Source organism: Hymenobacter chitinivorans DSM 11115 (genome assembly GCF_002797555.1).
GTDB lineage: Bacteria > Bacteroidota > Bacteroidia > Cytophagales > Hymenobacteraceae > Hymenobacter > Hymenobacter chitinivorans.
This window is the reverse complement of sequence record NZ_PGFA01000001.1, coordinates 1900251-1913946: the sequence shown is the minus strand read 5'-3', so window position 1 is coordinate 1913946 and position 13696 is coordinate 1900251. Positions and strand designations below refer to the sequence as shown.

Below are 13696 nucleotides of genomic sequence, written 5' to 3'. Positions count from 1 at the left end.
CGATGGAAAGAAATAAACCGGACGCTAGAACCCGGTTTCGGACACCAGGTCCTTGTTCAGGCCCACGGCGTAGAATAGCTCCCCGTCGGCCGTCCAGCCCTTGGCCTTGTGGTCCTGGATGTAGCGCCCCGACACGTAGCTGGCCGGCAGCAACCCCTGCTCCACCCATTTGCGGGCCGTTTCCACGTCCACGGGCACACCTTTGATGTTGATGACCTCGATTTTGGTGCCCTTGCCGGTGGCGCCCATTTTGGCCCCGTCGGAACGGTTGAGGCTGCGGTCCTGAATGGCCAGGTGCTCTTTCGTCCGGTTCTGGGCCGATAAGGTCATGACGGGCGTCACGTGGCCGGCGTCCACGCGCCGGTCCTTGGCCGTGCGCCACACCGGCTTGCCGCCCTTGCCGTCCTTCACCAGAAACTGCAGCGGGTGCTTGGGGTCCTGGTGAATAGTCTGGGCCATGGTGCGCCGAAACTGCCGGTTGAAGCGGCGGTACTCTTCCTCCAGCTCCTGCTGCCACTGCTCCCACTCCAGCTCGGTCATGGTTTCGCCCAGCAGCTCGTCCAGTACGCTGCGGGGCGGCCCGGCCGCGGCGCTTTGGCAGTGCCCGCAGCCGCAGCTGCACCCCACGGAGTGCCCGCCGGGCTTCACCAGCCGCAGCCGGGCCCCGCGGTAAAACCGGCTCAGGAACCGCTCTAATCCCTGCTGGCAGCTAGCGCACCCGCCCGTGGTACCCACCACCAGCAGCACACTGCGCACCCGCACCGGAAAGCCCGGCTCGGCCGCAGCCCGGCGCTGCAGCCAGCGCAGCAGCTGGCTGGCGGGGTGGCCGGCGCACCCGCCGCTGGCACTGGGCACGGGCCGCAGCGGTACCCGCAGCGTGGCCCCGCCCCGGGTGTAGATGGTGGCCTGGTCGGAGTTGGAGCCGGCACTAAGGCGGCTGGCCACCGGGCGGCGGTTGGCACTGGGCGCAAGCGGCATATCGAGGTTCATGGCAATAGCAGCGTAGAACGGTGAGAAACGGAAAACCAATTGGGGCGCCGGGCCTGGGCGGCCAGCAACTCGGTCAGGCGGTGCAGGTCGGCCGGGTGGTGGTCGGCGCGCAGGCAGAAAGCCACCTGGGGCACGGTGGGCCTAGCCGCATCGGCCAGCAGCAGGGTTTGGAAGCCCTCTTCGCGCAGCAACTGGTAGAGGCCCAGGCTGGCCGAGGCCCGGGGCAGCACCAGCTTTTGGACCGGAAACCACCCGCCACGGGGCCGAATCCCAGCGGCCCGCAGCCGCTGCCGAAACTCCCCGATATGCCGCGCCAGCCGCTGCCGGGCCGCATTGCCGCAGGCAGCGTCGTGCTCCAAGGCCTGGGCGGCGGCCCAAGCGTGCCAGTTCGACACCGGACTGGTATGCACCCGCACGGTGCTGCGCTGCTCGTAGCGGCGCAGCCAGGCGCCAGAGCCGGCCAGTGCGGCCACGGGCACGCCCAGCCCTTTAGCCAACGAGGTAATGGTCAGGACTTGCGGGTGCTGCACGCCCAGAAATGGCAGCGTGCCGCCCCCTCCCACGCCCAGCGGCTGCCGGGCCGTGGGCCGGGCGCCCAGTACCCCGAAGGCCTGGGTGTCGTCAATAAGCAGCACGGATTCGGGGTCGGGAGCCAGCAGCTGTAGGTAGCGGGCCAGCGGGGCCGCTCCGGCGCCGCCGAGCCGCCAGCCGTCGGTGAGCAGCCAGGGCGTGCGGCCCTGCTGCCGGTAGAGGTGCAGCTGCCGGGCCAGCGTGGGCAGGTCGACGGCCGAGAAGGGCACCACGGGCAGGCCCCGCAGCAAGGCCCGGGCCGCCCCCCACTGCCCCACCGGGTACATGGCCTTATCCAGAAAGACCACGCCCGAGCGGGGCAGCAAAGCCAGCACGTCCCAGAACAAGTGCAGCGTGGAGGGAGCCAGCAAACCGGTTTCCAGCCCCTGCCGCCGCGCCACTTCCCGGCCCACGTGCCGGTGCCAGTCGGGCTCCTGCAGCGCGGCCGGGCGGCCGGTGGTCAGCGGCAAGTGGGCCGGCAGCGTGAGCCGGGGCCGGCCTAGGTACAGCGCGGAAGTAAAGTCAACCATAAAGTAAAGCTGGCAGCAACAAGCCCTTACCGCTGACCAGCCACGGAGGCGTGGCCGGCCAGCGGCGCGGCGCATTAACCCGGCAAGCCATTGCGGCGGGGCACCGGCACGCCCTGGGGCAGGTTGGGCGCCAGGGCATTGACGCGGGCCGGGGCCAGCTGCCCGCGGCGGCGCAGCTGCTGATGCTGCATGGCCGTTTGCCGCTCGATGAGCTGGGCCGGCTGCAGGTAGCGCTCCTCGTTGTCGGGCGTGTTCAGGCGGGCATCCACGATGTCGGAAGCCAGGTCGACGCCGGTTACGGCCTTGTAGGCGTGGATGTAGCGCTGAATTTCCTCGCGCCAATAGTAGGCCCAGTTGGCGGCGTTGGTGGCGCCCACGCCCGGACTGTTCCAGGAGCCGTAGCGGATGCTCAGCAGCAGCTGCTCGCCAAACGTGCCCAGGTCGTGGAAGTGGCTGATGTTGGCCGGGTTCCAGCCCTGCAGCTGCTTCATGTTGTCGACGCGGTCCATCCAGGGCTCGGTGTAGGGCACCATGATGCGGCCGCCCAGAAACTCGCGCACCTCGGGCCGGGCCAGCAGCCACTGCTGCACCAGCATTTCGGAGCGGGCCGTCCAGGGCAGGTCGCCGTACTGGTTGTGGGCGCCCTCGGCCAGGGTCAGGTGCACTTCCCGCAGGTGGTTCAGAATCGGGAAGCCGTCGGGAATGACGGTGGTGAAGTTGGCCTGCTGATAAAACTCGGTAGCGGCCCGCAGCAAGGAGTGGAAGCCCCGCAGGAAAAAGGCCCGCGACTCGGCCACCGGAATGTCCTGAATGCCGCGCCCAATGAGCCCAAAGCCGTATTCGTAGCGGTACTCCAGGTTGCGGCGGTTCATGCTGAGCCGGAACCGCTCGTCTTCGATGTAGCCCCAGAACAGGTTGTTCAGCGGCCGCAGCGGGTCCAGGTTCAGATTCGCCAGCGGGTCCTGGCCGGGGCCGCCCTGGCGCACGTTCTGGAAGCGCAGGCTGATGGCGTTCATCGTTTGGACCAGGCCGCCCTCCTCGTGCCAGTACGACCAGATCAGCTCCATCAAAGGCGGGGCCTGGAGCTTGGATTTGAGGATGCCGTAGCACACGTCGGTGCCCAGCGGCCCTAAGTCGGGCACTTCCTTCAAAGGCACTTCCGAGAGCTTCTCCCGAATCAGCTTGAAGTAGGGCAGCACCTTGCCTTCCTCGTTTTCGAGCTGCTCCAGGTACTCCTCGCGCAGCTCGCTGGCACTGAAGCTGAAGCCGCCCAGGCGCCGCGACTCGCCCGAGTCGTAGCGGCGGGGCAGGGTGTTAAGGTTGCCGCTGCCGCCGGGGTCGTGCTCCAGGGCCAGGCCAGCTTCCTGCATCAGGTAAAGCTCGGTAGCCGATTTGAGCATGGCGTAGGAAGCCAGGCGGTTGAAGGGCACGAACATGCGCCCCCCGGCGAGCTGCCCGCCGTTGGCCTGGGCGCCATTGTTGACGCAGAGCACGCTGTCGATAAAGCCGCGGTAGCGGTTGAAGTCGATGGTGCGGTGCCGGATCAGGCTCCACAGGGGCTGGTCGTTGGTTTCCTCCCGCTTGGCCTCGCCCAACGTCACGCGCACCGGCTGGTCGGCCTCGCCGTTCATCACCACCAGCTTCACGGGCCCAAAATCCTGCTTTTCCCCGTCCACGTCGCCCTTTACGAGGTAGGTGCCGGCTTCGTCCCACTCCACCAGGCTCCAGATGATGTCGACCGACTGCTTGTTGAGCAGCGAAACCGACTCGCTTTTGAGCTTGATACGGTTGAATAGGGCTTGGCCCTTGGGGCTTTCCCCGTCCTGCTGCCTGACTTTGAGCTTGGTGCCGTCAATGGAGTAGACGAAGTGAAATTTCAGGGGCTCGTGGTCGGTGGTCAGGTTGTCGAAAGACAACAGAATGATGCCACCAGCGGCTTTCAGGGCCGGCTGGAGGAGGCCGCCCGGTCCTTCGGCACTCAGCTCCAGCGTCAGCAAAGAGTTGTCGCCGAGCGAGACATGGGAGGCGTCAATGCTTAGTTCACGGTTCATGGATTCAGGAAGTTAAAGAGTGAGAGGAAGGCGCCCCGAGGCGCGGCGCCCGGGACTGCCCGTAGGTGCGGGCCCGGTTCAGGGCCCAGCGGGTGAGCTGCCGGGTGAGCAGCTGGTATTCCTGGGGCGCAGTGAGCATCCCATCGGCCTTGGCCTGCCCGATGACGGCAAACACCAACGACGGAGCGGCCGCCTCGCGCAGCTCGGGCTGCTGCTGCCACTGCCGGAACAGGGCCTGCAGCTGGGCGGGCTGGCGCTCGGCCGCGGGAAACAAGTCGGCCAGGCGCTGGTCGCGCAGGGCTTTGGAGCGGTGATTGAGCACGAGCTGGGCAAAGCGTGGCAGCAGCGTTACCAGCAGCTCAATCAGGCGCTGCTTGCTGGCCGTGAGGCCCGTGGTGGGGTACAAGTCGCCCCACTGCCGGGTCAGGGCAGCCCACTGCGGGTGCGGGTACAGGGCCTCGCCCAGGGCCAGGCTCAGGCGCACCCGAATCCAGGGAAACGGGTGGGGCCCGTCGGTGCCGATGCGGAACACAAAGTAGCTGGGCAAGCTCACCACGCTCATCAGCCCGTAGGTGGCCCCGATGCCGAGGTGGCCCAGGGCCCAGAAGTCGGACAGGATTTCGTTGAGCCAGCGGTTGAGCAGCAGCCACCCGATTTGCTCGGGCCCGCCCTTAGCGGCCTGCTGGTCCAGCTCAGCCCGGATGGTTTTGGTTAGCTCCAGCAGCTCGGAGCCCTGGTGGCCCACTTCGTGAATCAGGGACGAGGCAATGCCGCTGCCCACCATTCGTTCCCGCGGAATTTGGATGACGCCCACCGGGTTGTCGTCGCCGCCGGGCAGGCGGGTGCGGGCCCGGCGGATGGCCGCCCCGTGCCCCCGCTCCACGAAGCAGATCAGGGGCGGCGGGTCGAAGTAATTGCCCGGTAAGCACAGCGCGTCCTCGGCCAGCACGTCCAAACCCGCCAGCCAAGTGCCCGTGCCGTGCTCCCCGCGCTGGCTGAGCACGTCGGCAAAAATGTCGACTTGATCCAGCAGGTTGTTGAAGCGCAGCTTGAGCAGCACGAACTTGGCCTGGGCCTCGGCCGTGCTCAGGTTCTGACTTTCCTCGGCCCGCATCCAGCGGATAAAGTCTTTAAGGCGGCGGCGCAAGTCGAAGGCAATGTGGGCCAGGTGGCCGTTGATGGCCGTTTGGGCCGGGGCCGATACGGCCGCCGCCAGCACCATGGGCATGTTGAGCGTGAAGGAGCGCACCGTCTGGAGGCGGCTGAACAACGCCAGGGCTTCGTTCACCAGAAACTGCGTATCGGCGGCGCGGCGCATGGCTCAGAGCTGAATAACGAGCGTCCGGCCCCGGCGCATCCAGGTGCCGCGGGTGGCGCGGCCGGTGGGCATGGGGGAATAATCCTGGCCCTGGCCCTGACTGCCGGCGTCCTGCCCGAAGCCCGAGGGGTCAAAGTCGAAGCTGTCGTCGTCGCCACTGCCCTGCTGGCCGTCCGGGCCTTGCTGGCCCTGGCTTTGCGGGGCCATAAAGCTGCCGTTCACGTTCAGGTTGCCGCCGCCGGTGCCGGCGTAGCCTTGCTGAGCGAAGGGCACACCGTAGGGCCGTCCGGGGCCGCGCCGCCCGCCGCCGTTGGGGCTGATAAAGCGGCCGTTGGCCCCGCGCGTGGGCTGGGTACGGTTGCGCAGCAAACCCGGGGCGTGCTGGCGGGCGGCCTGGCTCAGGGCCGTGCGGGCCAAAGCCGGGGCCGGCACGCCGGGCCGCTGCCGCTGCAGGGCGGCGCCGCGGCGTACGGCGGCATTAGCGAAGCGCACGTAGGCCCGGGCCGTTTCAAACTCGCGGTCCTCGGGGCTGAGGCCTTCGAGCTCCAGCTCAAACAGGTTGGAGGCCATCGAGCCTAGCTTGCCCCCGATCATGCCGCCCACCGGGCCGCCGACGAAGGTACCCAGGGCCTTGCCGGCCAGCGGAATGGCCACTTTGGCCACCGACTTGAGCGCCCCGCCAATGCTGCGCCCGATGGAAGAGTTGGCGAAGTTGCCGATGGCCCGGCCGGCGCTTTTGATCAGCTTACCCAGGAACATGTTCAGTTCCTGCTCATTGCTGACTTCGAGCAGCTCGTGAGCCAGCTCCAGCTCCTGGGTTTCGTTTAGCTCGCCGCTCATCTCGTACGACTCGCCGTTGGTTTCGCCCATGAATTCGGGGTTGAACTCAAACGTCTCCTGCGAGCCGCCATACTCCTGCTCCTGGCCGAGGGCTTGCTCAAATTCCTGTGAAAACTCGTTGGTATACATGACGGAAAGGGAAATGGTGAATGAGTGAATGAGTGAAGTAGCGGAGGGGGAATAGAGTGGATGAGTGAATGAGTGAGTTCTTTGTTCTAACCGCGCAAACCAGCGCCGTAGGCTACTTCACTCATCCACTCATTCACCGCTAGGCGTCGTAGAGGACCAGGGTGCGGCCGCGGCGGATCCAGGTGCCGCGGTTGGGCTGGGCCGAGCCGTTGCCATTGCCGTTGCTGCCGTAACTGGGAGTATTGTTGGCGGCGGGGGTTAGGCCTTCGCTCAGGCCGGGGGCCAGCTGGGGCACCGAGGCGCCCAGCACCTGGCGGCCGAGCTGGGCCGGGGTCAGGCGGGGGTTCTGGCGGGCCAGGCGGGCGGCACGCCGGCTCACGTCGGAGGCGAAGCGGATGTAGGCCCGGGCAATTTCCAGCTCCTGGCTTTCGGGGTTCAGGCCCTCAAATTCGAGGTTAAAGACGCGCTGGGCGTTATTGGCCAGCCAGTTGCCGGCCTGGGTCCCGGCCCAGCCGCCCACGGCCCGGCCCGCGGCCTGCCCGGCTTGGTTGCCGAGCCAGCCCCCGGCCCGGGCGCCCAAGGGGCCCAGCCGGCCACCCAGGGCCGTACCGGCCCGGCTGCCCAAGGCGCCCCCGGCCTGCCCGCCGTACTGGGCCCCGAGCTGGGGCAGGGTATTGCGGCCCACGTCCACAAGGTAGTTGCCCACGCTCTGGCCCACCGGCGAGGCTACGAAGCTGGAGGCCGCCCCGCGGACGGCCCCGGCGGCCTTGCTCACCAGGTCGCCCAAAAACTGGTTGAGCTCCTGCTCATTGCTGACTTCGAGCAGCTGGTAGGCCATTTCCAGCTCCTGGTTTTCCTGGCTGGTTTCGCCATTGTACTCCTGGCTGAACTCCTGCTCGAACTCCTGCCCCATTTCCTGGCCGTACTCGCCCTGGGACTCGAATTCGAAGCTATTCTCGTACTCGCCGGTAGTGGCGCTGGCCTCCATCTCCTGGAGGGTCCGATCAATATTGTGCATGACTGACAAGCGGTTAGGGTGAAGGATAGTGCTGCTCTCCTTTTTCCAAACCAGGTGCCAGCTTGCCCAACCCCATTTCCAGCTCCTCAGGGCCTATGCCCCCGAAATCCGTTTCGCCCCACCCCTTGCGCCGCCCATTCGGCGAAATCCATTTCACCACCGCTTCCCGGCCCGGCTCCGCACCGGCGCATCACGGCCTGGAGTCGCGCCCTCCCGACTGCGAGCCACAACCTCGCGATTCGAAATCGCAGTAGCGCGGCCTGAAACCGCGCATGAGTGATGTAGAGACGCATATTTGCGTCTCAATCGTTGTTTAGGCCGCAGTGCAGAACAACGTTGTCATTCAACGACGAGACGCGAATACGCGTCTCTACATCGGTCGGCTAGCCGTGGGCGGCCAGGCGGCGCAGGGCCGGAATTTCGAGCAGGTGGCTCACGGTGTGGGTGGGGTGCAGGGCCCGGCACTGCTCGTCGTCGCCGAAGCCGAAGGTAACCCAGCAGGAGTCAATGCGGCTGTTGAGGGCGAACTGCAAGTCGGCGGGGGTGTCGCCCACCATCAGGATACGCTCGGTGGGCACCTCGGGGAAGCGGGGCTGCACCACCTGGTGAAACACCATGGGGTCGGGCTTTTTGGCCAGTTGCTTTTCCGGCATAGTCCCGTCGCCGATGACCAGGGCTACGAAGGGCAGCAGGTCCAGCTTCGCCAGGGAAGCTTCGAGCACGGCTGCTCCTTTGTTGCTAACCACCCCGATGGTGACGCCCTGGGCCGTGAGCTGGGCAAATAAGTCGTGGGCCCCGGGAAAAGGCGTCACCAGCGGCTCAGCCTCCCGGGCGTAGATGTGGCGGTAGGTAACGACCCATTCCTGCACCTGCTCCGCCGACAGCTCCGGCCGCAGCTCGCGCAGCATGTCGCCCAGCACCAGGCCCCTTCCGATCATCGAATACACCACTTCGGGCACGGGCTGGGGCACCTGGTAGTGGGCAAAGGTGCGCTCGAAGCCGTAGAGAATGGCCTGGCGGGTGTCGCACAGCGTGCCGTCGTAATCGAAGAGGAATAAGGAGTAAGGCATAAGGCAGGCAGCGGGTAAAAGCTTCGTAAGCTACGACGGGTTGGGGAGTTGGGCACTATTCCCCACCCTAAGCCTGCGGCATTACCCCCGCCGGCTAGTTGCGGTTGCTGCTTTTAGCCTGCCGGATAGCCTGCCCGTCCTGCAGGTTGAAGCGGTAGGTAAAGCTGAGCCGGTAGCGGGCCGCGTTGGGGCTGCTGACCTGGCTGAATACGTACTCCGGGCCCGTCGTGCGGGTGCGGGTCTGGTTGGAGTCGAAGAGGTTACTGCCATCCAGCACCAGGGTTGCCTTGTCCCGCAGCAGGTTTTTGCTGACGGCCACGCTGGCCACGTGCAGGGCGCGGGTGAAGGTTTGGGCGGTGCGCTGGGCCCCGGTGAAATTGTAGCGGGCCTGCACCCCGAGCTTGAGCGGCAACTTCAGCTGGGTACTCAGGCGGCCGGTCAGGGTGTGGCCACTCAGGGCAAAATCCTGCTCCCGGTAGCGGCCCTGCTGGGTAAAGGCGTACAGGTTCAGCTCGGAATTGACGCTGAGCCATTTCAGTGGGCTGTAGAGCACCGACAGCTCCAGGCCCCGCCGGGTTTCGCGGCTCAGGTTCACCGGCGTGCTGATGAAGGTGCCCGCCGCGTCGCGGTAGGTGTAGGTCTGGATAAAGCCGCTGGTGCGCTGGAAGTATACCGCGGGGTTGAAGGTGAGGCTGCGCCAGGTGCGCAGCAGGCCCAGCTCCAGCCCGTCGGCGTAGGATGGGCTCAGGTCGGGGTTGCCCACGTTTTGCGCGTTCAGGTCGGTCAGCTCGTTGAAGGGGTAGAGCAGCCAGAGCGTGGGCCGGTTAATACGCCGGCTGTAGGTAAGCTGGGTGGTGAGGCCCTCCCGGAGCTGGTAGCCCAGGTTCAGGGTCGGAAACAGGCGGTTGTAGCGCTTCTCGTTGCTGTACTGGCCTTCCCGGTCCTGAATTCTGACGCGGGTCAGCTCGGCCCGCAGGCCCAGCAGGTAGGACAGCTTCTGCCCCTTGCGCCCGTACTGCGCGTATCCGCTGCTGATCAGCTCGTTGTAGTGCAGCTGGTTGTCGATGCCCCGGAACGTGGCCCATTCCGCACCCCGCGCCTGCTCGGCCCCGAAGTCACTGCTCACCTGCCGGCCCTCGGCCTTGAGCCCCATTTCCAGCGTGGTTTGCGCCCCGAGCGGCTGCACCAGGTCGGTTTGCACCAGCAAGTCCTTGCTGGCCCCGACAGAGCTGGTCCGGATGCCGGGTAAGTCCTGGGTTTGCGGCAACAGGCGGGCCGTGGCCAGCTGCCACTCTTTGTCGCTGTTCCAGAAGTCGTACTGCACGTCCACCGTGTATTTGCGGCCGGCCTGGGCGAAGAGCCGGGTGTAATTCAGCTCCAGCTGGTTGTAGCTCCGGCTTTCCCACGATTCGCCCCGGCGCTGCAGCGTGCTGTCGGTTGCCCCCGCGCCCGTGGCATACTGATAGTTTAACTCCGTTTTGTCATGGTCCTTGGTGTCGTTTTTCAGGAAAGCGGCGGTGAGGGTGTTGTGGTCATTGATGAAATAGTCGGCCCCCACGTAGAGCACCTTCCCGTCGTCGTGCCGGTTTTCGCGCTGCCGCTGCTGCAGGCGGGCCGGGCGCCCGTCGGCGAGGTCCGTCACCTGGTCGGTGCGGTAGCGGCCCCGGTAGTCGGACCAGCGCAGGCCGGCCGTGGCAAACAGGTTGACTTTGGACGACTTAAAGGTCAGGCTCGGGGTAAGGCGGGTGTCGTTGGGCAGGCCGCCCACCAGGCGCACCTGCCCGCCCAGGCCGGACTGCTTGTTTTTCTTCAGAATCACGTTGATGATGCCCGCGCTGCCGCCGGCGTCGTAGCGGGCCGAGGGGTTGGTAATGACTTCGACCCGCTCAATCTGGGCGGCCGGAATCTGGTCCAGGCCGCTGTTCTGGGTCAGGCCCGAGCGGCGGCCGTTGATGAGCACCGTCACGTTGGTGTTGCCGCGCAGACTGATGCCGCCCCCGGGGCTCACCGCCACCGAGGGCACCCCGTTGAGCACGTCGTGGCCCGAGCCGCCCTGGGAGAGAATATCCTTGCCCACTTCGAACACCTTTTTGTCGAGCTGCAAACTAACCGCGGGCTTTTCACCCGTCACCGTCACCTCGCCCAGCTGGGTGGTTATGGGTTGCAGCTTAATCGGGCCCAGCTCGAGCCGCCCGCTCCCAGCCGGCAAGGGCTGGCTCAGCGTCTGGTAGCCCAGAAAGCGAAACTCCACTGTAAAAGGGCCCGGCGGAATGCCTTCCAGCCGAAAGCCGCCGGCCTCGTCGCTGATGCCGCCGGTAACGAGCTGGGCTGCCGCGTCCAGCACGTTGATGGTGGCGTAGGGCACCGGGGCGCCGGATCCGGCGTCCAGCAGCTTGCCGGTCAGGACGCGGCCGGGGCTGGCTGGCGCGGAGGGTTGCTGGGCGCCGGCATGGCGGGTCAGCAGCAGGAGCAAACAGAGGTAGAGCCAGGTTTTCATGGCCCAAGGTTAGCCGGTGCCGGGCGGGCTTCCACGGGAATACATGTCAACAGCTCTATATGCTAATGAACGACACGGGCCGCGGGGCAACGGGCCTTACCTTTGGGCTATGTACCGACTCAGTCTCTACTTGTGCTTCCTGCTGGCGTTGGCGTCCTGTCAACCGGATGTGGAGTTCGAATCGGCTGGCCCCCTTTTCCGCACCGGCGACGACCCGCGGTGGGCCGCCCCGCGCTACGACGATTCCGGCTGGCAGAACGAGCGGAGCGCCACCGGCAACCAGGTGTTCTGGGTGCGCCACCACGTCGGGCTGCCGCAGTGGGATTCTACTGCCCTGCTGGGGGTCGTGGTCCGGTCCTTCGGCGGGTTCGAGGTGTACTGGGACGGCAGCCGGATTGGCCGCAACGGCCGGCCAGCCTCCGCCACGCGGCCGGAAGTGCCCGGCACCGAAACCAGCTACTACCTGGTGCCGGCCGCGCTGGCCAAACCCGGTCCGCACGTGGTGGCCCTGCGCGCCACCCAGGCCCACCTCACTGATGAACAGCGCTTCAGCGACGTAAAGCTGCACAGCTACCCGCGCCTGCTGCGCGACCCGCTGCTGATTATGGCCTTCGTGAACCTGATGGCCGGCGCCTTGCTGCTGGCGGCCATTTACTACCTGTTTTTGTTCAGCAGTAGCAGCCAGAAGGACTACGGCACGCTGATTTTCAGCAGTATTTGCCTGCTCTGTTTCGCGCTGCTGATGATGGAATACGTCAAGTTTTACGTGGACATCCCCTACCCCCACTTTTACACCCGCCTGACCATCATCGGGCTGCTCACCTTTGCCATTGCCCTGCTGGTGCCCCTGTATTTTGCCCTGCAGTTTGGCCTGCCGCGCAAGGGCTTTATTGCGGGCGGGCTGCTGGCCGGGCTCAGCAGTATCTACCTCTTCAACTACCCGCACTACGACCAAACGGCCATCTACCTGAGCCTGGCCATGTGGGCTGCTTCGCTGGTCATTGTGCTGCTGGCCATCCGGCGGCGGGCCAAGGGCAGCATTCTGGTGCTGACGGGCCTGCTGGCCAGCGCGGTGACCCACTACTTTCTCTACTTCGATTACAGCCTCTACATTACCTTCACCGTGATTCTGCTGTGCATGCTCTACCTACACGCGTTGCGGGTGCGGGTGATGGAAAACGAGCGGCAGGCCGCCCAGCAGCTTTCCTCGCGCCTGAAACTGGAGCTGCTCAAAAAGCACATTCAGCCCCATTTCATCAAGAATACGCTGACGTCCATGCTCGACTGGGTGGAGGAGTCGCCCCGGCAGGGCGCCGTTTTCATTCAGGCCCTGGCCCGGGAGTTTGACCTGCTCAACGACATGGCCGAGGCCACTTTGATTCCCCTCGGCAAAGAGCTGGAGCTGTGTGAGCACCACTTGCAGGTGATGCAGTTTCGCAAGGAAGTGCGCTACGAGCTGGAGCAGGCGGGCCTGGACCCGGAGGAGCTGATTCCGCCGGCCATTTTCCACACCATCCTCGAAAACGGCATCACCCACAGCATCCCGGCCGCCGACGGCTCCATTCGATTCCGGCTCAGCGCCGAGGCCTGCGCCAGCGGCCGGAAGTATGAGCTGCTCACCCGCGCCCAAAACCGGCCCGCCGAGCCGGGCACCAAAGTGGGCACCGGCACCGGCTTGCAGTACATCAAGGCCCGCCTGACGGAAAGCTACGGCACCGGCTGGCAACTGCACTCGGGCGCCGTGCCCGAAGGCTGGCTCACGTCCATCACCATCCATTCGGCCCGATGAGAATCGTTGTAGTAGAAGACGAGGCCCGCATTGCCCGCCGCCTGGAGCGCATGACGCGGGCCTACTTTGGCCCCCAACTCCAGCACCTGGTTACCTGCGACTCGGTAACCCAGGCCCGGCAGGTGCTGGAAACCACCGCCCCCGACCTGGTGCTGCTCGACCTGAACCTGAACGGGCAGGATGGCTTCAGCCTGCTGGAAAGCGCGGCGGCCGGGGCGTTTCACACCATCATTATTTCGGCCTACACCGATAAGGCCATTACCGCCTTTGCCTACGGCGTGCTGGATTTCGTGCCCAAGCCGTTTGGGGAAGAGCGGCTGTTTCAGGCCTTTGCCCGACTCTCCACCGCCGAGAAAAAGCCGGATGGCGGCCTGCAGTTTCTGGCCGTTAAAAAGCACGGCGACATCGTCCTGCTCGACATCCGGGAGCTGCGCTATATCAAGGGGGCCGGCATCTACTCGGAGCTGCACCTGCAGAATGGCAAAAAGGAGCTGCACGACAAGTCCCTGGAAAAGCTGGCCCAGCTCCTGCCCGCCTCGTTTGAGCGAATCCACAAGTCCTACATCGTTCCCATTGCCCAGGCCGAGCGAATCCTGGTGCAGGAAGGCAGCCGGTATCAGTTGCAGCTCAAGGATGGGGAGCTGCTGCCCATTGGCCGCTCCCGCTACAAGGAACTCAAGGCCAAGCTCATCTGACCGGACGCGGCGCTGGCAGTAGGGAGTTGGCCGGGTGTTCCTGCAAGTCATACAGTAGGAACAGCGGGTACGTTGATCAGCGCCAAGTGTGGAAATCAGGCCCAGCAAGCATCAGTAGGTCAAACCTGCTTTCGCCATCTACTCCCCTTAGCTGATGCTCTCTTTTTGCCACCGATTCCTTCTGCTGGCGGGCTTGCTA

The 13696-nt window shown here is 65.6% G+C and carries 10 protein-coding genes; 2 read left to right on the top strand and 8 right to left on the bottom strand.

Translation table 11 applies throughout. The features are described from left to right. Positions 1-24: 24 nt before the first annotated feature. From CLV45_RS08000 to CLV45_RS07965, 8 genes are all read right to left on the bottom strand, one after another. The gene (locus tag CLV45_RS08000; protein WP_100335837.1) at positions 25-990 is read right to left on the bottom strand and encodes a polymorphic toxin type 5 domain-containing protein; all 966 of its coding nucleotides are present in this window, start codon (positions 988-990) and stop codon (positions 25-27) included. After that, positions 987-2090 (bottom strand): aminotransferase class I/II-fold pyridoxal phosphate-dependent enzyme, encoded by a 1104-nt coding sequence (locus CLV45_RS07995; protein ID WP_100335836.1) that lies wholly within the window; start codon positions 2088-2090, stop codon positions 987-989. Before CLV45_RS07995 ends, CLV45_RS08000 begins: the two co-directional genes overlap by 4 nt. Before the next feature lie 74 nt (positions 2091-2164). Then, positions 2165-4141: a hypothetical protein gene (locus CLV45_RS07990; protein ID WP_100335835.1), complete on the bottom strand. Its 1977-nt coding sequence runs from the start codon at positions 4139-4141 to the stop codon at positions 2165-2167. 4 nt (positions 4142-4145) lie between these two features. Further along, the gene (locus CLV45_RS07985; protein ID WP_100335834.1) at positions 4146-5459 is read right to left on the bottom strand and encodes a hypothetical protein; all 1314 of its coding nucleotides are present in this window, start codon (positions 5457-5459) and stop codon (positions 4146-4148) included. 3 nt (positions 5460-5462) lie between these two features. Further along, complete coding sequence (locus CLV45_RS07980) at positions 5463-6428, bottom strand: hypothetical protein (protein WP_100335833.1); 966 nt, start codon at positions 6426-6428, stop codon at positions 5463-5465. Positions 6429-6567: 139 nt separating this feature from the next. Continuing rightward, positions 6568-7446: a hypothetical protein gene (locus tag CLV45_RS07975; RefSeq protein WP_100335832.1), complete on the bottom strand. Its 879-nt coding sequence runs from the start codon at positions 7444-7446 to the stop codon at positions 6568-6570. 383 nt (positions 7447-7829) lie between these two features. Then, entirely contained in the window at positions 7830-8516 is a 687-nt protein-coding gene (locus tag CLV45_RS07970; protein WP_100335831.1) for an HAD family hydrolase, read from the bottom strand. A 94-nt stretch (positions 8517-8610) separates the two neighbouring features. Beyond that, complete coding sequence (locus CLV45_RS07965; RefSeq protein WP_100335830.1) at positions 8611-11013, bottom strand: outer membrane beta-barrel family protein; 2403 nt, start codon at positions 11011-11013, stop codon at positions 8611-8613. Between the two features lie 109 nt (positions 11014-11122). On the opposite strand from CLV45_RS07965, the gene CLV45_RS07960 reads away from it, so the two are divergent. Together CLV45_RS07960 and CLV45_RS07955 are read left to right on the top strand one after the other, a co-directional pair. Next, positions 11123-12802, top strand: a complete 1680-nt coding sequence (locus CLV45_RS07960; protein WP_211289915.1) for a histidine kinase — start codon at positions 11123-11125, stop codon at positions 12800-12802. Next, the gene (locus CLV45_RS07955) at positions 12799-13497 is read left to right on the top strand and encodes a LytR/AlgR family response regulator transcription factor (RefSeq protein WP_100335828.1); all 699 of its coding nucleotides are present in this window, start codon (positions 12799-12801) and stop codon (positions 13495-13497) included. Before CLV45_RS07960 ends, CLV45_RS07955 begins: the two co-directional genes overlap by 4 nt. The last annotated feature ends 199 nt before the right edge of the window (positions 13498-13696 follow it).

Coding starts and splice junctions, on each gene's coding strand:
- CLV45_RS07975 (WP_100335832.1), bottom strand. CDS start 7,446: ATGCACAATATTGATCGGACCCTCCAGGAGATGGAGGCCAGCGCCACT.
- CLV45_RS07960 (WP_211289915.1), top strand. CDS start 11,123: ATGTACCGACTCAGTCTCTACTTGTGCTTCCTGCTGGCGTTGGCGTCC.
- CLV45_RS07995 (WP_100335836.1), bottom strand. CDS start 2,090: ATGGTTGACTTTACTTCCGCGCTGTACCTAGGCCGGCCCCGGCTCACG.
- CLV45_RS07985 (WP_100335834.1), bottom strand. CDS start 5,459: ATGCGCCGCGCCGCCGATACGCAGTTTCTGGTGAACGAAGCCCTGGCG.
- CLV45_RS07980 (WP_100335833.1), bottom strand. CDS start 6,428: ATGTATACCAACGAGTTTTCACAGGAATTTGAGCAAGCCCTCGGCCAG.
- CLV45_RS07970 (WP_100335831.1), bottom strand. CDS start 8,516: ATGCCTTACTCCTTATTCCTCTTCGATTACGACGGCACGCTGTGCGAC.
- CLV45_RS08000 (WP_100335837.1), bottom strand. CDS start 990: ATGAACCTCGATATGCCGCTTGCGCCCAGTGCCAACCGCCGCCCGGTG.
- CLV45_RS07990 (WP_100335835.1), bottom strand. CDS start 4,141: ATGAACCGTGAACTAAGCATTGACGCCTCCCATGTCTCGCTCGGCGAC.
- CLV45_RS07965 (WP_100335830.1), bottom strand. CDS start 11,013: ATGAAAACCTGGCTCTACCTCTGTTTGCTCCTGCTGCTGACCCGCCAT.
- CLV45_RS07955 (WP_100335828.1), top strand. CDS start 12,799: ATGAGAATCGTTGTAGTAGAAGACGAGGCCCGCATTGCCCGCCGCCTG.